Below are 21,703 nucleotides of genomic sequence, written 5' to 3'. Positions count from 1 at the left end.
TGAAAAGTAGGGAGAAACTTCATGAGCCACGATGAAGACAGTTGCAATTCTTCGGGTAACCGCACATTCGCTGAAGTCGTACAGGCGGCTTCATCTCGACGTTCATTTCTCACTGGTACGGTTGGGCTGGCGGCTGCGACCTTTATCGCGCCCAGTCTGGGTCAAACCCTGACACTGACCCAGAATAATGGGCTTGGATCGCGGAATGTGGGAGAGACGCGGCTGCGGAAAGGCAGAATCAACTTTTCGCCGGTGCCGGTGAGTGAAGGCTCGGGACCCATGCCTTCGATCAGCAGTGACTACGAGTATCAGGTGCTGATTCCCTGGGGTACGCCCCTGCAGTCCGGGATTGCAGAGTACACTGGAGACCCCAACACTCGCCCCAGCGCGGCAGACCAGGAGCGCATGGTGGGTGTGGGTCATGATGGCATGCACTTCTTCCCATTTGACGGCAAGAACAAGGAAGGGATTCTTGCCATTAACCATGAGTTTGGTCGCAATAGCCACGTACTGGGCAAGTCAGCGCCAGAAGACGATGAAGACATCCGCCTGTCACAAGCGGCCCACGGAGTGGCTATGGTGCATATCCGTCGCAGCATGCAGGGCTGGAAAGTGGTTGTGGATAGCCCTTACAACCGCCGGATTACGCCGAATACACCGGTACTATTCTCAGGCCCGGCGCGAGGCACGCCTTTGCTGGCTCCCGAATCTGGCGCAAAAGGCACAGTCAATAATTGCTCCAGTGGTTTCACGCCCTGGGGTACCTACCTGACCTGTGAAGAGAACTTCAACGGATACTTTGGCGACAGCCAGGGCAGTTGGACACCCACTGAAGAACAGGAACGTTACGGCTTTTCTCCCGAGGGCTTTGGCTACGGCTGGGAAACCCACACGACGGACCGACGCTTCGACCTGGGTAGCGCTGAACACCCCAATGAAGACAACCGCTTTGGTTGGGTCGTAGAGATTGATCCCATGGCGCCGGACCAGCCTCCGGTGAAACGTACTGCACTGGGTCGCTTCAAGCACGAAGGCGTAGCGATTGTTGAAGGCAAAGACGGACGTATTGTGGCGTACATGGGCGACGACCAGCGTTTTGACTACATCTATAAGTTTGTCTCCGCCCGCAACTGGCAGGAGATGCGGGCAGAAGGACTCAGCCCTCTCGATCAGGGTCGCCTGTATGTCGCCAGGTTCAACGAAGATGGCACTGGTGAATGGCTGTGGTTGACGATTAACGATCCGGTGCTGGCAGCGCGCTTCAACAGCCAAGCCGAAGTATTAACCTACGCGAGGGTGGCCGCCGACTTGTTAGGCGCCACACCTATGGATCGGCCCGAGTGGACCACCGTGGCACCGAATGGTGATGTCTATTGCACGCTTACCAACAACAGTCGCCGGGAAGAGCCCAATCCAGCTAACCCGCTAACGCCTAACGAAGATGGTCATATCATTCGCTGGCGTGACAAAGGCCAGCATGTGGGTAAGCGCTTCACCTGGGATATCTTCTCCATTGCCCAGGACACCCATGCCGAGGGCGACGAGCGCACCTTCAGCGATCCCGATGGCCTGTGGGTGGATCCGGGCGGCCGCATGTTCATCCAGACTGATGGCGGGCAGATGAAGGGCCTGAACAACCAGATGCTGGTGTGCAGTGTGTACGACGAGGGCGGTTCTCAGAATCTCGATATCAAGCGCCTGTTCACCGGTGTTACAGGTGATGAAATTACCGGGCTGACGACTACGCCGGATCGTCGCACCATGTTTATCAATACTCAGCATCCTGGCAATGGTGATCCATTGGCCAGTAATTTCCCCGCAGAGCCGGATGGGGTGACCATTCCACGGGATAGCACGATTGTGATCACACGTAAGGGTGGCGGTGTGGTTGGCAGTTGAGCCGGTAAGTGAAGGATGTGGGCGCCGTTGGTGGTGCCCTTTTTTTCAACCAAAAAAGAGATAGCTTCATGGGTATAAGTGGTATCGGAGTCTGGCAACTTCTTATCGTCTTGATGATTGTGATCATGCTGTTCGGCAGCAAGCGCCTTGGTTCGCTGGGTAGCGATCTAGGTAGCGCTATTCGGGGCTTTAGAAAAAGTGTCGGGGATGAGGAGCCCGAGGAAAGGGTGGGGTAATCCGCAATCAAGATCGCCCGCTGTTCTGTCCGTTCCTAGGATAACTCGCAAGCGCTATACTCAAGGGGCGCAGGACGGTTAGCCGTTTTCAGCCACGGTCACTGTGAGTCCGTCGAGCGCATCACTGATATCAATCTGACATGACAGTCTACTATTCTCACGGCGCTCACTGGCAGCTGAATCGAGCATCACGTTTTCGATAGCATTGACTTCGCCCACGAGGCTCATGCCGTCGCCTTCGATATAGCAGTGGCATGTGGCGCAGGCACAGCCGCCGCCACAATCGGCGAGCATGCCATCGACACCCGCTTCCAGGAGAGCATTCATGAGGGAATCGCCATTGGACGCATCGACCACCTGGTCCGTACCACTGGCGTCAGTGACGTAGATTTTAGCCATTACTTGTCTCCTTGGTGTATCAGCGAGTTTTTCATTGCCTCGGGTGTGCGATGACCTGCATGTCCTTAATGCCGTGAACGAAGCTGTGTTCGACGCGCTCCGGTTCGCCGACCACTTCCAGCCTTTCGAAGCGCTTGAGGATCTCTTCCCATACGATGCGCAACTGGGCTTCGGCCACACGGTTACCCATGCAGCGGTGAATGCCAAACCCAAACGCCATATGGCGGCGGACATTGGCCCGATCGATAATAAATTTGTCGGCGTCTTCAAAGAACGATTCGTCGCGGTTGCCCGACGCATACCACATGGCAATCTTGTCGCCCTTCTTGATCTGCTTGCCGCCGATCTCCACGTCTTCCTTGGCGGTTCTGCGCATGTAGGACAGTGGCGTCTGGTAGCGAATGATCTCAGATACGGCTGAGGGGATCAGTGCCTCATTGTCCTTCACCTTCTGGAACTCCGCCGGGTTGTCATGCATAAACATTACACCCGCTGACATGGAGTTGCGGGTGGTGTCATTCCCACCCACGATGAGCAGCATCAGATTGCCCAATAGCTCGACGCCATTCATGTCGGCTGTGGCCGGGTTGTTTGCCAGCAGTGAAATGAAGTCCTGGCTTTCATTGCCTTCGAACTTACGTTCATGGAACAAGGAAGTAAAGGTCTGCAGACATTCACCGAGATGGTTTAGTCGCTCTTCAATTGTAAGGCCCATAAGAATAGGCGGGGTAGTGATCACTTCAGACCAATAGGTGAGTTTGCGACGGTCCTCGAAGGGGAAGTCGAACAAGGTTGCGAGCATACGCGTAGTCAGTTCGATAGAGACCTTGTCCACCCAGTTAAAGGGGGTGCCAACAGGCAATTCATCGAGTACTTCCACCGTGCGTTCGCGAATCAGTTTGTCGAGGTCCTTGAGCCTGACAGGCCCTACCGCGGGTGTGACCGCACCGCGCTGCTCATTGTGCTTTGGCGGATCCATGGCAATGAACATGGGTGCCCGTTCCTCGCCCAGCACTTCATCGTACAAGGCAATGGAGGGCTCGGAGGAAAACCGTTCGAAGTCGCTGTCCACAGCCATGATGTCTTCATAGCGTGTGAGTGACCAGTAGGGGCCAATCTCCGGGTTCTTGTCGTGATAGTGGACCGGGTTTTCCTGGCGCAAGCGTTTGAAGTATTCGTGGTGTTTCTGGGCCTGGAATATTGAGCCTGTGGCAAGGTCGATATCTTCCAGAGCCAGCGCCCAGGGGTCGGCCTCCGGCGTGGTGGTGGGGGAGCGGTAAAACTCTTCCGGGTTGGCTTCAACGTTCTGATCTGCGGCGTTATCCATGATCATCAGCCTCGTTTGTTGTCATCGTTAACATTATTGGCAACAGACTATACAACAGTTTAGTTTGTCGGGAACAGGCTTCGGCATCATGAGCTGGAAGTCGTTTTGGGCTACAGATGGGCAGCTGTTGTCAGGTGAAGATTCGCGCGGCTTTGAGGGGGGTGACGTATTTTACTGTCGCATCGTCTTTAGCCAGCGGCCGGGTGGCGTAGCGCCCCAATCGCCCGGCGGGTGCGGGGCTCATGGAAGCAAGGGACGCTACTCGGTTGGTAATTACTGGGGTGTGATTATCCAGCCCTGAGAGTCTGAGCCATTACAGGCGGTGGTATAGCTATTGCCACCCAGCAAGGGCCCAGCGCCTGCACTATTCCCGTCCATGCAATCATTTAGCGACTCTCTGAACTTCGATTGAAGTGTGATGCCGTGCTCTACAGGCTCTTCGTCTATCAGCGGTTGCAGGGTGCCGAATAGCCAGTCCCAGAACAAGGTGATAGATGTGTAGTTGGTGTCCATATACAGCAGGTTCTAACCGTGGTGGAAACGGTGACAGCTGGGGGTTGGCAGCACGTACTCCAGTGGCCCGTAGCGCCCTTGTACCAGTTTAGGGCTGATATGCAGGAACTTACCCCAGACACCATCGATCAGGCTGATCACTATAATTACTTCGAGGGGAATACCTACAAACACGACATTTTTGAGCGGCGCTGCGTAGGCGTGTACAAAGCTCTCCTGGTTACTGACGACAGTCAGGTAGAGCATCTCAGCCACTGAGATGGTAATGGACGCGGCAAAGAAAATGCCGCTGATCTGCGCGAAAGACACCGGTCCAATTGACCGGTACCCATTTGCCGGCACCACTGTTGGCGCCTGCGATGCTGTGGTTATTATGCCAAAAAGTATATCGTGAGATTATCGATAATCACAGCAAGTGGCTCCGCACTGGCCTAGGGTTCGTAGATGACGAACACCTTGGTGGTCGGCTCGAGCACTTCCCATTCACCCTCGAAGCCGGCAGGGATGCACAGCTTGTCTCCGGGGTTGAGCTCGACCTCATGGCCGGCGCTGTCCCGCAGAATGGACTTACCCGTGAGAATGTGAAAGTACTCATTCTCCGAGTAAGTCACTTTCCAGCAGCCTTCTTCCGCGCCCCATTCCCCAGCGAAGAACGTCTCGTCGACAGCAAAGTGGGTTGTAGCATGTTGCATCGGCGTGCCGCGCAGGCGCTTTTCCTCAGGGGTAGGGTAGCGCTCTGTTTCAGCTGTACTTGTCGCGAAATTGATAACGTCGTTTAGCGTCTTGGCCATGTTGGGTTCTCCATTGCGTTGCTGTAAAGCATAGGGGTGGGGGGCGACGCTGACTATTACCTCAGAGAGGTATGCCTCGGATAAAGCGGGTTCAACTGAACGGTCACACGGCTAACCGACACGCGGTTAGCCGTGGAATTGCTGGAGAAAGCCTTAGTTTCCCTGGGGTTTCATGGTGCCGATCTGAACGTCGACGCGACGATTCTGAGCGCGGCCCTCCCGAGTGTCGTTACTGACGCTGGGGCTTCGTTCGCCCATGCCACTAACGTCCATCAGGTTGGCGGGCAGACCCTGCTGGGCAAGGAAGTTCGCCACGGTCTCAGCACGGCGCATGGACAGTCCCTCGTTATAACTCTCAGCGCCCAGATTACAGGTGTGCCCAGTGATCTTGAGGTCTTTCAAGTCAGAGCCATGCTCTTTAATGTATGCGGCGAGTTTGCGTAGGTCTGCCTGACCTGTAGAAGACAACGCAGCGCTATTCAGCGCAAACAGAGTGTTGGCTGACAAAGTCTGCTTTTCGTAGGTCACTTTCGGTACTGGTGCCATGAGGGTGTCTGCCACAAAAGCCGTCATTGCATCCGGCGAGGCCAGGTCTGAGGCCGCGGTAACCCCGCCGCAGCTGGCACCGCCAGTAATGTCCGCGATCAACGCACCTTTATCTCGGTAGTCGCCGACGGGAATGGCATAGACGCAGAGCCTGTCGCCATGTGTGCCCCGCATGCTGGTCACGGCAGACAGCGCGGAGGCGGACTCTTCCCACTCGAAATCGCTGACAATGAACACCGCCAGGTTACCCGTGGCTTCGGCCAATGCTGAGGCTGTCTGGCCTAGTGCGTCGCCACTGGGAGTGCTACCTCCAGTGCACTCGATTGCGTTCAGAGCGTTGCGAAAGTCAGTTTTGTTGTGAGGGCTTACGCCGTAGATCTGCTTGGCCATGCTGTGGCCAGCACAGTTGCCGGCACCTTTGCCAAACAAGACCAATCCTGAATTGATGTCGATGGCTGGAACGGCCTGGTTAAAGCTGGCGACGCTATCCAGCGCCGTCTGAAACTTGTCTTTCTGGCCATCACTTTCTTCCATGGAATCTGAACTGTCCAAAAGCACGACAAAGGTATCGACTTTGGGCGTGAAGTCGTTGAGGTCGACGGCCTGGGTGCCACCGTCGGATGGCGTTCGCGGGCTGCCCGCGCATGCGGTCAAAAGGATGAGTGCGCCAATGCTTGTCATTAGCGATATACAGGGCTGTTTCATATTGTGCGGTCTCCTATAAGAACTTAAGGCCAATGGCTGCCCCGACGAGGCCCACGCGAATACCCGAGAATGGTTGGCTGCTCCAAATTGGTGCACGTTGTTCAGCGGAGCATCATCCCGTCGGCGTTTGCCAGAATTGGGGCGAAAGCCTGAGTGGCCTTTCGAGGCTGTTTTTTCAGCGTAGTTTGGAAGTGGAAAAGACGCAAGAAAGGGAAGAGCTAACCCGCGTGCAGGCCGCTCAATCTGTTTGATATTGCTGCTGTCTCTGCTTTAGCTGATGCAGAGGCAGCGCAATGCGTGGCTCACTCGCTGTCGTGCTCCGGAGCACCGGCTGAGATTGATGCGTCGTGAATATGCGGTATCTCAGGCGCCAACAAGTTGTCCAGGTAGCTGGCTTTTTCCAGAGGCTTGAAGCGCCCTTTTTTTCCACGGGGTAACGAATGGGTTGGCCCGGGACAACCTCTAGCACTTTCGAATCGTCCAATACAACAATGCCATTGACCAGCACATAGGGAATGCCGGTGGACGGCAGGCCATCCCTGCCTGCAAGTTAGTTGGCGGTATCGGTGATGGCGATGATACGGCCGTCGCGGATGCCGACATTGCGAACCTCGTCAAAATTGGTCTCCGGGTCCATCACCCGGCCATCGGAGATAACCACGTCATAAGTTTCGGCGTACACGGTGCCGGAGAAGCACAGGGCCAGTGTAGCGAGCAAAATTTTTCGAGAGGGCATACAGCGCCCTAAAGGCTGTGAAAGGTGATTCGCAGGTAAGAATGTCTTATCCCTTACTTCAAGTCTATGGCTGACACCAGGGCTCGGAGAAGTTACCACCAACCCCGCTTGACTAACACCTTGATATTAAGGCGCAGCGTAGCCAGGCAGAGATGGCTGCGATCCAGGTTTGTTGGACCGGTCGACAATAAATTGCGCTATTTCGCCTACTCTTCGCTCACCGGTATCAAGGTAACTGAGCGGAGTTGGATTGGGTTCCAGAGTGATTCTTGCGGATGTACCTGGATCTTTGATTCACCTGGCATCAGAGTCACTCGGCCGAGCGACTGCCGCTGAAATCGCGCCTCGCTATCAGTGGGTGTTAGGATGAATGGGGCCTCTGTATCGTTTACTATCATCAGGAATCCGGCGGAATTTTTCGCGCTAACCTCGGCATATAGCTCGAACGTCCCACCTTTGTCGATCTGCACCAACCAATCTATCTGGCTGCGATAGTCCGTCCACCCGTCCAGATAGGCTGGTGAATCATCCTCCTGGCGCAACTCCAATCTCCCCCCGTATCCAGGGTTATGAATATTGACGTCGTCCAGGGCCAGCACAAGGGCACCATCGCTGTCCTGTTTTGGGAGTATTCTCTCGACCTCAAGCGTACCTTTGACTTTTAGCACGATGACCGTCGCAGTCTTGTCGAGCGGTTTTTCCGGAAGTTGCAGGACGGTGCCGGTTGCGGTCTTTTCGACGGGGATTTGTTGTTGAAAATCGGCCATGAAGTAAGCGCCAGTAACTTCACTGTGCAAGCCGTCTACTCTAAGGATGCCGTCGCCCGGCCAGTCGAACACGTGCAGATACAAGACTGTTGCGTTGGGAAATTCCTTCTTGGTGGCCCGCCCCCATTTAAGACGCACGAAGGGGCTGGCGGTCGTGCCATGTATCGACGCGCCATTGATGCTCATCCATTCCCCGACATCGCTCAACCGCTCGATACTTGGCTGTGGAATCTCACCCGTTGCCATGGGTCCGACATTTAATAAATAGTTGCCGCCTTTGCTGGCGACATCGATAAGGTTTCTGATGAGCTGTTCGCTCGATTTCCAGTCGTCATCGTAGGATTTATAACCCCAGGTGGTGTTCATGGTTTGGCAGGCTTCCCAGTCGAAATCCAGGCCGGTTGCGGGAATGTGCTGTTCGGGTGTACGTAGGTCGCCATCAACGCCGTACAGCAGCCGGTCATTCACAATGATTCCAGGCTGAAGGTCGATCAGCCCGTCAAACATGGAGGCCCGCTCGGGTGTCATGTCGATGGGTGTGTCCCACCAGAGAATCGACACCTCGCCATAGTTGGTCAACAACTCCCTGACCTGGGGGACGGCGATATCGCGGAGATAGTCATCCATGCTGCCCTCCTGCGCAGGATCCCAGCGCCCCTCCCATGTCGAGCCACCAGGATGGACCCAATCCTGGGCCTGCGAGTAGTAGAAACCGAGTTTTATGCCGTGTCTCTGGGCCGCTTCTGCCAGGGGCTTGAGAACATCTTTACCATAAGGCGTTGCCTTCACGATGTTCCAGTCGCTTGCTGTCGTATCGAAGAGCGCAAAGCCGTCATGGTGTTTTGCCGTAATGACGATGTACTTCATCCCGGCGTTCTTGGCCATACGCACCCAGGCATCGGGGTCATAATTGACGGGGTTGAACCCTTTGGCGTACTGCTGATACTCGGCGACCGGGATCTGCCCATAGTGCATGATCCACTCACCAATATTGTCAATCTGTTGGCCCTTGTGGTTGCCCGCGGGCACAGCGTAAACGCCCCAGTGTATAAACAGCCCGAATCGTGCTTCACGCCACCAGGCCAGGCGTGCATCGCGTTGCTGTTCTGTCTCGCCGGCGTAGGGACCCTGGAAGACGGGCTCCGCTGTAAACCCGGCGACACAGTAACCGAGTAATAGGAGCGAAAGAAGAATGCGTTTACCAAAGATCTCCAAGTCAAAGGCTGTTTGGCTCATTAGCTTATCCTTCATGCGGACACGGGCCATCGTCACCCAACGTGCCTTACTGACGCGAGGTTAGCATTATGCGAAGACCGGTATGACATTGGTTAATTTTCTTTTTCAATCGCCTCAGCAAGCTTTCGTGAGGTCATGTGCCGCACGGGTAACCTTAACCGATTCTTTCGGAATAATCAGGTTTTACCGCGCCGAGTAGCGATTGTAATCAAACAACCCAAATTCAATGCCATCCTGTGCTCGGGATATCCGGTGGAACTTGTCGCTCACCCGCCAGAACCACGTAGCGTTACGGCGTACTCCGTAGCGTGCTTTTAAAGCAGCAAAGTCGCTGCGAGACTTCATCGCCTTCAGCTCTGCGGCAAATAGCGGAATCTGCTTCTCATTCACTTGGAAGAAATAGTTCGGGTAGGCTCCGAGAAAGCCGCGCGCCACGGTGAGCGTGTCTTCTGCAGGCAGGCGCCGTTCCTGCTCCCTGAACAGCTGGGCAATATTGGAATAGCCAGCATTGTTCACCAGCGTATACACATCGTCGCGCTGGTCGCCGATCACGTTGATAAAGCTCACCTGAGGCAAGAAGCTGTTGTGTATTCCCGTGGCTTTTTCTAGCTCGCTAAAAGCTTTTGCCATATCGGCACTGGCTGACTGTCGATAATCGTAGCGCTCGGCCTGGGCGCCGTGAATACGCTCGCGTAGCTTCTGTAGCAGCTCGGTTTTTGGATCGTCGGTTTCAAAGTGGATGTCTGAGGTTCTCACGTTCAGACCGCTGTTGTCGGCGAAATACTGCTTGCTGCCCTTGCGTGAATCTCGATACCAGTGTTTCCACAGCGCTTCCCGCTTCTCTTCGGGCATGTATAGCAGAAAGTTAAACTCGCCTTCCATACGCAGGAAGTCCATATACAGCCTCGACTCCAACTGGTGTGACGCTGCGCCATACACATCGAAGCCTGCCACGAGCAGGTAATGGATTTTCTCCAGCAGGGAATAGCCAATGACCCAGGCGGTCTTGGGTGTCTCGCCCACAAATCCTTTGACCACTGACGCGGTGTCGAAATGCCGGAATACGGTTAGCGCGGCATTGTCGTTGTGGCCTTCCCCGTCCCAGATCGACTCGATGTCCAGATTGCGCAGTTCGCCGCTGGAATGGTTCTCGATGTAGTTCGCCCGTGCCTGGTGGTAGTTACTGTTTGCCTTTGCGTAGCTTCGCCAACTAAACAGATCGAGTAGCGTGCCTGTCCGCGGCGTGGGTAGGTAGAGGTTGTCCATTTCCTGCGCCAGAAAATTACCGGCCTCGACGGGGTCCAGTCGCTCTGGATTGACGAATATCACCCAGAAATGATCGTCGATAACATTCAGGGCTATCCGCCCTCTACACACTGGGCCCTTGATGAAGTTCATGATAGTGAACTGCGCTTCCTCGAGGAGGAAACGGTAGCGGGCGTAAACCGGGATTGGTTCAAAGCGTTTGAATGGGTTTGCCCTTTGGTTGGGGTCGTAGGCTGGCGGAGCGTCCAGTTGCCAGTCATCACCCAGAAACAGGTCCCGATACCAGTTGAGCCGGGCCCGGTCGAATCGATAGGGCATATGCGTTTTCGCCAGCGGTGAGGTAGGCATGCGCTGTAGACGGTAATAGAAGCGATCAGTGCCCGGATCATCATAGGGCCGCCTTGTTGCGATGACGTCCAGTGGCTCGCCCGGGGCAGTGCGCGATCTCACCAAGCGGAACCAGGCAGGATTTTCCTCTGTTTCGAGATACAGTGCTGCCAGGAACAGGTGCTCGTAAAGGTAGCGGGCTACGAGTTGTGTACGGTTGTCCTTGGCATTAAGGAAGGTTTCCCAATCCTGCCAATTGGCCTTTTCCGCGCCGGTCAGGGCCGGCAGCTCTGGCGCGGGTGCGCCTCTTTGCAGCCAGGTGGTCAGGGTGGTGTGTTCCTCTGGGTTCAGGCCGGGCAGACCGAACGGCATACCCCATTGCGGGTGCTTGCTGGCGTAGCTGTTAAAGTCGTTCTGTTTGGGGCAGGTCTGTTCCCGGTACAGTGAGAAATCAAAGTGACTGGGCAGATCTCCTTCGGTGGGTAGCGGGTTGTCCTGCTTCAGCTGCAGCATGCGGTACATAACGCCGTGCTTGGGCTTCTCCTGGTCGATCACAGGGTGAAAGCCTTTGTCGCGCCATTCCTGCTCCGCTTGGGCGTCATCAAACAACCGGGTCAGTTCCGCGGCGCGCAGCCGCCCGCCATCGTACACGGGGGCCAGTGTGCCACCGCGCACCACGCCGTCGTGCGCCTCCAGCTTCAGCTGACAGGGAGCGTCGTAACAGCCGTGGCAAACGACGCACCGCTGCTCCAACACCTGGGTCGCCGTCAATGGCGTCTTGTCTGCGGCGCCAGCCAAGGAGCTGAGCATGCAAAAAACGAAAGCGAATAACGGGGGTTTCAAATACGGCATGGCGTGACAGTTGTAGGTTTGCGGGAAACCCAAGTATAGAACGGAATTGATCTCACACTGCAGCGGGCAGACCTCTAGACTTAATAGCGCTATGAAATACAAGCATAGAGCGGCCGCGATACTCAAAGATCACCCGCCTGAAAAAGGTTAGACGCCGAGCTGGTGGTTCTATCGGGCTTATTGCCTCATGACCCAAAGCAGAGCAGATTGACTCACCGCTTTGGCTTAAGAACCAGCTATCGTATGGCCCTGCTTCTCTTTCCGCTGATAGGACGGAGCGCGATAGCCAGTAGTGCTAGTGCTGTGAACAGCAGTGTAATGGCCGAAGATGTGGGTACCGCAACCGGAGGTGGCGCGGGAGCCGGCGGTGGAGAAGGCGTGGGAATGTCTCGAAACAGCCATGCGCCTATGTCCGAAGCGGGATTGTCCTCGGGGGCGCCAAAGTTGCTGTCAGCAGTGTCCTGAAGACCGTCGGCCCCATCAATCATCGTGGGTGCTGCCACAGGGAACCCTATGTTCTTAGTGTCACGAGACATAGCAATGATGCAAGTGCCACTACAACCTGTGGATATGAAACCGGCGGCGAAGAAGGCGGGCGCCCACGCCGAGTCGATTTCGCTGATTGATTCTGGTCCTACCAGCGGCGGTGAGATTCCGAAAGAATTAAACAGGGCGTTTACGTCATTAACATTGGCCCATGTGTAGCCCGTGACATCGATGGCGCCCAACATGCCATTACACGCGCCGGTATTCGAATCGCAAATGGCGGCAACATCCAGCCATGACAGGTTGAGAAATTCCATAGGCTGTAGCCATTCCCTGCTATCGACCTCCACGGCCTTGGCTGGAATGGAGACGACCATGGTAGTGATTACCAATAGAAATGCTCTGGAAAACATGTTGGCGCCTTTTATGTTGATGACTGTATCACTCGCTGTCGTGGCGAGAGATTAGCCTTATCCTTGTTAGAAAAAAGACTAAACGTTCTGAGTGGGGACTGCCAGTGTGACTGGGCACGATGTTGCCACAGATTCGTATCGGGATTCTTGGTGGTTCACACGTCCTCCATACGACTCAGGATCTCATGCGGCACGTCACAGCTTTGCCCCTGACCATAGTCATAGTATACGAGAAGTCCCTCACCCTCAGCGGCAATAGCATCGAGTTTTTCGCTGTAGACCGCATACTCCATATTGATTTTCTTAGGCGATGGAACGGTGTATCGCGCGCCAATATGGATGCGATCAGGGAAAGCTAGCGGCAGTCTGAAATCACATTTTGTTGCCGCTAAGATGGGGCCGATATTGTGCTTCTCCTTGTACGCATTCACCCCGGACCGATTGAAGAACTTCCATCGAGCGTCTTCAAAGTAACGAAAATACACCGTGTTATTGACGTGCTGAAACGCATCCATATCGCCCCAGACCACATCCTGAATGAGAATGATCGGATAGTCTTCTTCTAGCTTACTCATATTCGGTTACATCCTGTGTCTGCTAAATCTTATCAATATTCGGTAGGCTCGGTAATTGGGGAGGTACTTAGCGAGTCCGATTATGCACAAGCATCTCACATGCTCAACTTCGAAGGTTTAACGAACTCTTTGGTAGCGTTTGCGTAGCTCCCCGGGGGTCGTGTTGAAATGTTTCTTGAAGGCCTTGCTGAACGCGGCCTCTGAAGCGTAGCCGGCGCTCTCAGCAATGCTGAGAGTTGATTCAGCGGTAGATTGAAGCTTTATCCGAGCTTTCAGTAATCGAGTATTTGTCAGGTAAGCCTTGGGTGTAACACCGACCAGCTCTGCAAACCTCCGCGTAAATGTTGTGCCGCTCATGGCGACTGCACGGGACAGCGATTCAACCGACCATTTCTTTTCCGCTTCAGTATGTATGAGGTTCAAGGCTTGACCGATGTTTTGGTCAGCCAGAGCTGCCATATAACCGCTGGGGCGTTGTGCTTCGCGAATGTGTGAACGCAGCATCTGAATGAATAAAACCTCGCTAAGATTATTTACCATCAGACTTTTGCCAGGGTAGGATGAGGCGGATTCTTCGGCGAGTAAGCCGGTCAGAAGTTTAAGTGTCCTGCGTTCGTCATTGGTTCGGGGGCCTACGTGTATGAAGCAGGGGAGACTTCTGAGGAAGGGGTGCTTCAGGCTGGCGTCATATGATAGCGTCGTACAAAACAGCACTGTGCTTGTGTCAGAGCCCGGTGTTTCGTTGGGCGTTTCCGAAGAGTAGTCATTGGATGTGAATGCCCTAACGTCACCATTTTTTAGCAGTAACAGGTCCTCATCCCCGCTGACAGTAACCACGTTTTCTGACGGTAGGTTTTGGCTGTCGGGAGTATCGCTGATCCAATGAGCTCCACCGGTTGGAAAAGCCACAGCATCACCTTCCTGCAGCAGAATTGACTCCTTCTGGCCACCTTCCCGTAAGTAGCATTGCCCCTGCAACACGATATGGAAAATTCCCTCAGGACGATACTGGAATTGCATATTCCAGGGCCCGCTCAAACCCTCGCAGAAGTAGGTCTTGGCGGAGAGTCCTATGGTTTTCAGAATATGTGTGAGGGCGTCCATTTTCTCCATGGTAATCCAATGACCACTCGCTTGCATGAGTGGTCAGGGCTTATAGAGAGAAATGACAAGAAATACGGCGAAAAAACGTGTCATTATTGACAGCGTTTAGTGAGACTCGGCTTTTTTAAGCACCCGGACTATTTCCGAGATTGAAAAGAGGTTGTTTATGGCGGACATCAAGCTTTATGGATACTCCACAAGCCCCTATGTGCGAAAAGTGGGTTGTTGCTTGTATTACAAAGAGCTGCCTTTCGAATTCGTGCCCGTCAATCCGATAGAAAACAGCCAGATCCACTTTACGGGTCAGACTCAGGTCCCAGTGCTGGAGATCGATTGCGAGTGGCGTTTGGATTCTACACCCCTGGCTCTGTGGCTGGATGAAATGTTCCCGGAAAAGCCTTTGTTCGGCAAGACTCGCGAGGAGCGAGAAGAAATCGTGCTGATTGACCAATGGGTTTCCGAGAGCCTTATCGTCAGTGGTTTCAAAACTGTTTATGAAACACCAATGAACTCAAGGTTGCGTGCCATGGCGTGGCGTATGGCAAATATCGTCAGCAGCCAGACACCCCTGTCGGATGAGGTGCGCAATGCCTGGCCCAAACTGTTGCAGACGGCACCTTTTATTAAACAGATGGTCCGTTGTTCTGACACTACCGAGTCCGCCAAGGCGATGCGTGATCGGGTGGGTTTTGAACTGTTTCAGCACTTCGGGGGAGGACCCTACTTCGGATGTAGATCAGAGCCCTCGCTGGTCGATTTCGCGATCTTTCCCCAGATCGTATTCGCATACATGGTTGGTCTTGAAGATGAGCTGGCAATTGCTCAGGTTCCCGATTTGCACGATTGGCTACTCAGAATGTCCCACTGTCTGCCGAAAAATCCTCTGTTGGTAGAGGACTTCATGATTGTCAATTCGCTGGAATAAATCACCGTGGCAGGATGGCCCGTTCGATCACCTAACAGACAGTTAAACGCGAGATAGAAATTAGGTAGAGCCAGTGGAAGAAGCTTGGCAGCTTTTCTGTTGTCAGGAGAGCGCGCCGCAAAAACGGAAGCTATTCCGAACCTGGTCGAATTCGATCTGCCGGGTCGGTGGTAAAAGTTGGAAGGTTCCTAAGCGGCTTTTCGTGCCGATTTTCCAAACTGGTGCCGAAGCGCTAGATCACTCAATAGACGAGTATGTCTTATCATTCTGTGCTGATCAGGATGGCTAGCCGCGTCACCATTCTAGAGCGCTATCTCAATTAGGGAGGCGGATATTTGAAAAGGGTTCTCTCTGATCACGTTACTCGCTTGCAGCGTTGTGCCTCGCAAATTGCGAGATGAAGTCCGAATTTTGCTAGCAAACTGAGAACTTCCAAGCTGTGGTACAGATGAAAGACTTTCATCTAGCTACCACAAACCTCTGATATTAAACGAATAAAGAAAATTCCAGTCGCTGGCATTGATATTGCAAAAATGAGGTCTCGCCACAACAGACGGTGCCATCCATGCAGGGACTTAGCAGTCAGAGGCAGTTTTGGTCGGCTTTCGTGTCGCCGATATCGGCACGCTGTTCTGCGATTCCCTGTAAGTCAGCGAAGTTCCGCCTGTCGTCGGGCAAGCCACCCCAGCTATCAGCGCAAGGTGCGGAGGCGTTCCCAGTTCCGTGTAAATATGGACATTCTGGGGAACGAGCCCCAACAAAGACAACACCACCAGCTTTGCCCAGCTCGTTCCAATCGGGGAGCTTGCTGTGAACTCCCTCCTAAATGCTTGCGAACACCAAGCCCGTGAGCACGTCAAAGCTTCATTCAGACAAGGTTTCCTCAAGCTTACGAAGTTGATGTGTTGCCTAGTGGTAGTGGCGCTGTCAATGACGGTGTCCGCTCAAGTCACGAATCCTAACTTTAGCGTGTCTGTAAACGCTGGTCTGAATGCGCCGAACAGTACACTTGTGTACCCAGGTGAGAAAACCAGTCTCAGAGTTACTCTGTCTAACGGATCGACAACTACTGAAATTACTGGCGTTAGTTTCAGTAATGCGCTACCGACCAGCGCCCTCAGCGGTTTGTTGGTCGACGGCGAAGCAGAGATTAGCGGCCCAGGTTGCACTTCCGGGACTCTGACTACCCTTCCCGGTGAACCAGATATATCGCTTGGCAACTTGACTGTTCCAGTTAGACAAGAAGGTGTCGCTGGTTCTGGCGAGTGCTATCTCGATATTCCAATAGTGGCTTATTCTGCCGACGGTGAGAGCACGACGTTAGCGTATTCGCTACTCGCTGGCACGGTTAACTCTGACCTGGGCGACAATGAAACCGGTGGGGGGCAGGGCTTCACATTGCGTTCTACAGTGGCGCCGGAGTGGAGTAAAGGTTTTGTCGGGAAGAAACCTGGAAACACCTTGATCGTTGGAGGAAGCTCCAGCACTTTGCGGTTCACGCTGCACAATCGAGATCCGAACATCAGTCTGACTAATATTAGGTTCATTGATATCTTCCCTGTGGCTGGTAGTGCTGGCGCAATCATCGAGCCGACCGGCGCAGTGGCCTCCGGTAGTTGCGGCGGCTCTGTCGGATTGACGACCGGCGCTGATGCACGGGTAACGGTATCTGGCGTCGACCTGACGCCGAACAGTAGCTGTACAATTGATATAGCTGTGCAGGCCCGTCACTCCAACGGTGTACACACAGTCAGTCGAACTAATGTCGTCGCTTCTGACGCCTTCATAAGTGCAGAAGGACTAAAGCCGGTGAACAACGCTTCAACGAAAGTTCGGGCTCGCTCCCCCTTGGCAGTCGATAAGCGTTTCAGGCCCGATGTAGTGGCTAGCGGGGAGCCCAATATTCTTCGTATCACATTCACCAACAGCGGAACAGACGATCTACCCGTAACTAGCTTTACAGACAGCCCAATTGCTGCAGAACCCTTTGTTGGCCACCTTTCCATAGCTGCCGCAACCGACATTTCTAATTCTTGCGGTGGAATTGCATCCTTGGTTGATGCGGGCAACGGTTTCAGTCTCTCTGGGTTCTCGATTCCCGGAGGCGGCAAGTGCACAGTCGACGTCACCTACTCGGGCATTACTCCCAGTGACGATACACCCACGACTTACACCAATGCTATCCCCGAGGGTGCGGTTCAGACGATCGCTGGTGTGGTGAGTCAAGCGAGGTCGGCAACCGTTCTCGTCGCAGATCGTCTGCGGGTATTGAAGTCTGTCGCTGCGGACGATGCGGCCCCGGGTGACCCTGTGAACTATTTGATAGAGGTCCAAAACTACTCTACTAACTCTCTTACAAACGTTGACGTCACAGATCGACTTCAGAACGGATCGACTCTGCTGCTAGATGAGGGTTTTGCGCCTTCCTTAAGTGGTGAGTGTGGTGAACTTGACCTGAACGGCGCGGTCACCGGACAGACGTCGGTGACCTTCACCATATCCACTATTCCCGGACGTAGCTCGCTAACTAATACCCCTGGCAGTTGCGAGATTTCGTTTTGGGTTATGTTAGATCCAAATGGTAACGGCAACACTCAAAATGAAATTGCCGCTGGCGACGTGTGTTACGGAACCTCACCCCGAATCTGCAACAATGTCGGTTCCGGCTCTATCGGAGTGAAGCCAGTCCAAACCATGACTCTGGTCAAACAGTTTGACGGTGAGGATAGCTTGTCACTCAACGAGGGTACTCCTGCGAGAATGAGTTTTACCGTAAGCAACAGGTCAATCACCAATCTTATAAATCTTACACTCAGTGATACATTTCCATCAGCAGGCCCTTTTCAGCAACTGCGTGTTGCGGACCCAATGAACCTCACGAACACCTGTGGTGGGGATATTACTGTCAGCGCTGGTTCTACTTCTTTTGCTCTCAATGGAGGTAGTGTCCCTGCGCGCGACGGCAACAGTCCCGGTACTTGCAGCGTTGCGATCGACACAGTTGGGCCGGCTGGCAGTTATTCGAATACCGTAAACGGCTCTGCTGTGCATCAGAACGCAGATGGATCTACCAGTGTCCTGAATGAATCTGACAGCGCGACCCTTACTTATATCGACGCGCTTTCGGTGAATAAATATTTTCTCCTTGAATCTGTTGGATCGGGTGGGCGATCTACAGTTAGCATTGAGCTGGCCAGTTTTGATGACGCACGCCCGATTACAGGAATTAGTCTCACCGACGATTTGCCTACCGGTATGGTGGTGGCAGATCCTGACAACAGCTATACCACCTGTAGCGGGCCAACAATTATAGATGCTGTCCCCTTCAATAGTAGCGTTAGCTTTAGCGGCGCAACCCTGGCCCCGCTTGCGAGTTGTGAATTGCGTTTTGATGTTATTGCCACCGGTAATGCTAGCTGGGTGAATGAAATACCTCCAGGTGGTGTTACGGCTGATGGTGGATTACTTAACCGTAATCCAGTCAGTGCTACATTGAACTACATCCCATTGGAGTTTCCGCTGATATCCAAGTCCATTTCGCCGGGTACGGTAGTGCCCGGCGAATCGGCGCTACTAACCATTAGCATAACCAATGCGGATCAGAATCTTACTAATGTGGAGGTTACTGACTACTTTAGCCTCGATGGTACGAGCGGCGCGTTGCCCAACGGTATGAAGTTGGCACCAGCCCCAGAAGCAAGTACCGATTGTCCCGGAGGTATCGTGGCTGCGGTGCCAGGTTCAGACCGTCTCGGCTTATCGGGTGCATCGTTAGGAGCCAACGCGAGCTGCATAGTGCAGGCGAGAGTTATCTCAACAACCGTGGGTGCGATCATTAATACTATTCCTGAGAGCAGTATGATCTCTGATCAAGGCGCGACCAATGCGAGCTCATTTGCCCAGAGCACGTTGAGTACAACCTCAGATGCAGGTGTGAGTAAGACGTTTACCCCGTCTGTAGTTGGCCCTTATGAAGTGTCGACATTACGGATAACGATCTTCAATGCGAGGGCCGAAAGCATTACCGCTATGGAACTTGTCGACGACCTGCCGGTTGGAGTCCTCATTGCAGATGAGCCGAACGCGTTCTCAAACTGTGGCGGTAGCGCTGTGGTCGATTTCCCAAGTGAGGAGAGCGTTCGTCTTCAAGGAGGAGCCATTGGACCTGCCCAGGGTGATGAGGCAGCGTATTGCTATCTCGAAGTTGATGTGTTCTCCATTGCGGAGAACAGCTACCTCAATGTTATTGAGGCGGATGCGCTTACCTCCAACGGTGTTCCAATCCCCCACCCTGAGGCGACGGCCAATCTGGAAGTACGTCAACGCTTGATCGTCAATAAAGCATTTGATGACCTGACTTTGGATGCAGGTGATCCCATGGAATTTACGACCGGCGTTGCATCTCGCTTGCCTGGAGAGAACGCGTTAATGACTATTCGTATCGAGAACCCTAATACCGGGACTCTCACACAGGTAAATCTGATTGATAGTTTGCCCGATGGACTGGTGCTGGCAGAGTCACCGGACATTGCGACTGACTGCCTAGAAGGTGTTCTAATTGGTGTTCCTGCTGGTCGCGAGTTGCGCCTGATCGGTGCGACATTACCACCCACGGGTGAGCCGGGAGCGGTTTGTACGATTACGGCGGGAGTAGTAAGTAACATTCCAGGCACATACACAAATGAAATTGCTGCTGGGGATGTGACCAGCTTGGAGGGTATTGATAATCTGCCGGGCACGCAGGCTCAGATTGTAGTGGCGAAACTGCCATCAGTATCCAAAGAGTTTTCGCCGCCCGTAGTGGCGCCTGGCGTTGCCTCAACACTGAGCCTTGTAATCGGCAATGACAATGACGCCGATGCGACGCTTTTGGCTGATCTAGTCGACAACCTGCCCGTCCAGCCCGCTCAGATGGTAGTAGCCAACCCTCCAAACGTGACCACAAGTTGTCCCGGTGGTGTGGGTATTGTCGATGCTGATGCCGGTGATACTGTCGTTGCTGTCGAGAGCGAGACGGTTGTGCCTGCAGGAGGCTGCATGGTCACCGTAGAAGTGGTTGCACCGGTCTCTGGTGAGTACCTTAACGAAGTCCCGGTGGGAGCCTTGGTCACTGATTTTGGAACCAACCTAGTACCTGCTGAAGCTCCACTCAAGGTTAGTACTTTGGGCTATGTTTCCGGCAAAGTTTTCTTAGACAACCAGTTATACCCGGACGGGCAATTCCTGCCCGGTGATTCAACTCCGATCGTGGGTAACCCCATCGAGTTACGCAGTGGTTCTCAGTGTAGCGGCGCTTTACTTGAATCTACTTTGACTGATGATAGTGGAAACTATTTATTCAGTGAGCTGATTGCTGGTTCATATTCCGTATGCCAACCCATTCAGCCAGGCGGAACTCTTAACGGACTCGTTGTCGCCGGAACGATAGAAACCTTTGGCGACAGTACAGGCACACCAGGTACTGCGTCTAACCCCATAAACGGCTCTCCGACCAGTCAGATCGTAGCAATCACTCTTAATAATAGTGGTGAGCAAGACGAGGTCAGCGGCTCACCTGGTAATGATTTTACAGAGATAGCGCCAGTCAGCATCGCTGGTAGCGTGTACTTCGATGCCAATGATGACGGCATTTTCTCCGTCGATGAGAATGGGATCGAAGGTGTGACGGTAGCGCTATCTGGTCCGGTTGATCTGGCGGTGATTACGAGTCCGGATGGAAGCTATATCTTCGACAACCTACCTCCAGGTGATTACACAGTAACAGAGACGCAACCGGAAGATTGGACTGATGGTAAAGATACTGCAGGCAGCGTCGATGGTGTAACGCGCGGGAATGATTCTGTGAGCGATATTATCAGCGAGATCATTCTCGCGCCGGGCGAAAACAGCACAGGGAACAACTTTGGCGAAACCCTCTCGTCGGTTGCTTTGGGTATGAACGGCACTGCTGCATGTATCCAGAACGCCGCCTATATCAATTACAAGCTCGAAAATTACAGAGGTAACGATGTAACTGTGGAGTTGTTCAGCACTGGTGGCAGGCTGGTGCAGCGGTTACTAAACCAGCCATCGGGTGGGCGTTTACTATGGCCGGGCATGGTAGTCGATGCATCTGGCAATGGCGTTGGTTGGCCTGGTTGGGCGCTAGATTCAGGTGAATGGGTGCAGGTCGCTGACGATCGGGTGCCACAGTTAATATTGCGTCTCAGTGTTAACCCTGCAGTGGAGCAAACGTTTGACTACCCACCTGCCACGCCTGCATGTCTTACTCAGCCGCCGGAGACTTTGCCTGAGCCGCCCGAGCCGCCCGAGCCGTCTGAGCCGTCTGAGCCGTCTTTGCCTCCTAAAGCGCCCACGCCTCCTGCCGATATATCAAGGGATCTTGGTGTTCCCCCACACGTAGTCCCTGTGGCTCCGCGAGCAATGTTATGGATTCTGGTGCTGCTCATACTGGCTATAGGTGCCTATAAGACTCGGTCATCGGGTGGTTTCACGACGCAATGAGGATGCTTGCTCATAGAAATTCCAAGTCTCTCTGGAAGCCTTAGCACGCGTCTGTACATGGTTAAAAACTGTACTACACTGAACAAGACTCAACAC

At 53.7% G+C, this 21,703-nt stretch carries 15 protein-coding genes and 1 pseudogene; 5 read left to right on the top strand and 11 right to left on the bottom strand.

Going from position 1 to position 21,703, the window contains the following annotated elements; genetic code table 11:
- The first annotated feature begins 21 nt into the window (after window positions 1–21).
- Together BST95_RS01630 and tatA are read left to right on the top strand one after the other, a co-directional pair.
- Entirely contained in the window at window positions 22–1,899 is a 1,878-nt protein-coding gene (locus BST95_RS01630; protein WP_084197878.1) for a PhoX family protein, read from the top strand.
- 8 nt (window positions 1,900–1,907) lie between these two features.
- Complete coding sequence (gene tatA / locus BST95_RS01625) at window positions 1,908–2,135, top strand: twin-arginine translocase TatA/TatE family subunit (RefSeq protein ID WP_066053537.1); 228 nt, start codon at window positions 1,908–1,910, stop codon at window positions 2,133–2,135.
- A 78-nt stretch (window positions 2,136–2,213) separates the two neighbouring features.
- Here tatA and BST95_RS01620 read toward each other — a convergent pair whose 3' ends face one another.
- The 11 genes from BST95_RS01620 to BST95_RS01565 all read right to left on the bottom strand — a co-directional run bounded on the left by BST95_RS01620 (window position 2,214) and on the right by BST95_RS01565 (window position 14,187).
- Window positions 2,214–2,534 carry a 2Fe-2S iron-sulfur cluster-binding protein gene (locus BST95_RS01620; protein WP_066053540.1) on the bottom strand — a complete coding sequence of 107 codons (321 nt, stop codon included), beginning with the start codon at window positions 2,532–2,534 and terminating at the stop codon, window positions 2,214–2,216.
- 31 nt (window positions 2,535–2,565) lie between these two features.
- Window positions 2,566–3,861 (bottom strand): cytochrome P450, encoded by a 1,296-nt coding sequence (locus BST95_RS01615; RefSeq protein ID WP_102106429.1) that lies wholly within the window; start codon window positions 3,859–3,861, stop codon window positions 2,566–2,568.
- A 525-nt stretch (window positions 3,862–4,386) separates the two neighbouring features.
- Complete coding sequence (locus tag BST95_RS01605) at window positions 4,387–4,683, bottom strand: sterol desaturase family protein (protein WP_084197875.1); 297 nt, start codon at window positions 4,681–4,683, stop codon at window positions 4,387–4,389.
- A 122-nt stretch (window positions 4,684–4,805) separates the two neighbouring features.
- Entirely contained in the window at window positions 4,806–5,165 is a 360-nt protein-coding gene (locus BST95_RS01600; protein WP_084197874.1) for a cupin domain-containing protein, read from the bottom strand.
- Between the two features lie 153 nt (window positions 5,166–5,318).
- A complete protein-coding gene (locus tag BST95_RS01595; protein ID WP_084197873.1) occupies window positions 5,319–6,416 on the bottom strand; it encodes an OmpA family protein in 1,098 nt (365 codons plus the stop codon).
- Window positions 6,417–6,966: 550 nt separating this feature from the next.
- Entirely contained in the window at window positions 6,967–7,152 is a 186-nt protein-coding gene (locus tag BST95_RS01590) for a hypothetical protein (protein WP_084197872.1), read from the bottom strand.
- 206 nt (window positions 7,153–7,358) lie between these two features.
- Window positions 7,359–9,155 (bottom strand): alpha-L-fucosidase, encoded by a 1,797-nt coding sequence (locus tag BST95_RS01585; protein ID WP_084201019.1) that lies wholly within the window; start codon window positions 9,153–9,155, stop codon window positions 7,359–7,361.
- A gap of 183 nt (window positions 9,156–9,338) precedes the next feature.
- A complete protein-coding gene (locus BST95_RS01580) occupies window positions 9,339–11,558 on the bottom strand; it encodes a fatty acid cis/trans isomerase (RefSeq protein WP_229801828.1) in 2,220 nt (739 codons plus the stop codon).
- A gap of 278 nt (window positions 11,559–11,836) precedes the next feature.
- Window positions 11,837–12,499: a hypothetical protein gene (locus BST95_RS01575; protein ID WP_084197871.1), complete on the bottom strand. Its 663-nt coding sequence runs from the start codon at window positions 12,497–12,499 to the stop codon at window positions 11,837–11,839.
- Window positions 12,500–12,654: 155 nt separating this feature from the next.
- Window positions 12,655–13,074, bottom strand: coding sequence for an acyl-CoA thioesterase (locus BST95_RS01570; protein ID WP_066053563.1), 420 nt, complete (start codon window positions 13,072–13,074; stop codon window positions 12,655–12,657).
- Window positions 13,075–13,191: 117 nt separating this feature from the next.
- Window positions 13,192–14,187, bottom strand: a complete 996-nt coding sequence (locus BST95_RS01565; RefSeq protein ID WP_169843822.1) for an AraC family transcriptional regulator — start codon at window positions 14,185–14,187, stop codon at window positions 13,192–13,194.
- A 157-nt stretch (window positions 14,188–14,344) separates the two neighbouring features.
- Here BST95_RS01565 and BST95_RS01560 point away from each other — a divergent pair, with 157 nt between their 5' ends.
- From BST95_RS01560 to BST95_RS01555, 3 genes and pseudogenes are all read left to right on the top strand, one after another.
- On the top strand, window positions 14,345–15,103 hold the full coding sequence (locus BST95_RS01560) for a glutathione S-transferase family protein (protein WP_102106412.1): 759 nt from the start codon (window positions 14,345–14,347) through the stop codon (window positions 15,101–15,103).
- 900 nt (window positions 15,104–16,003) lie between these two features.
- Window positions 16,004–16,861, top strand: a pseudogene (locus BST95_RS21485) (DUF7933 domain-containing protein); the annotation flags it as partial.
- Between the two features lie 51 nt (window positions 16,862–16,912).
- Entirely contained in the window at window positions 16,913–21,607 is a 4,695-nt protein-coding gene (locus BST95_RS01555) for a DUF7933 domain-containing protein (protein ID WP_169843821.1), read from the top strand.
- The last annotated feature ends 96 nt before the right edge of the window (window positions 21,608–21,703 follow it).

This window comes from Halioglobus japonicus (assembly GCF_001983995.1).
Lineage (GTDB): Bacteria > Pseudomonadota > Gammaproteobacteria > Pseudomonadales > Halieaceae > Halioglobus > Halioglobus japonicus.
Note: the sequence above shows the minus strand (reverse complement) of the source record. Positions and strands in the feature narration are given on the sequence as shown.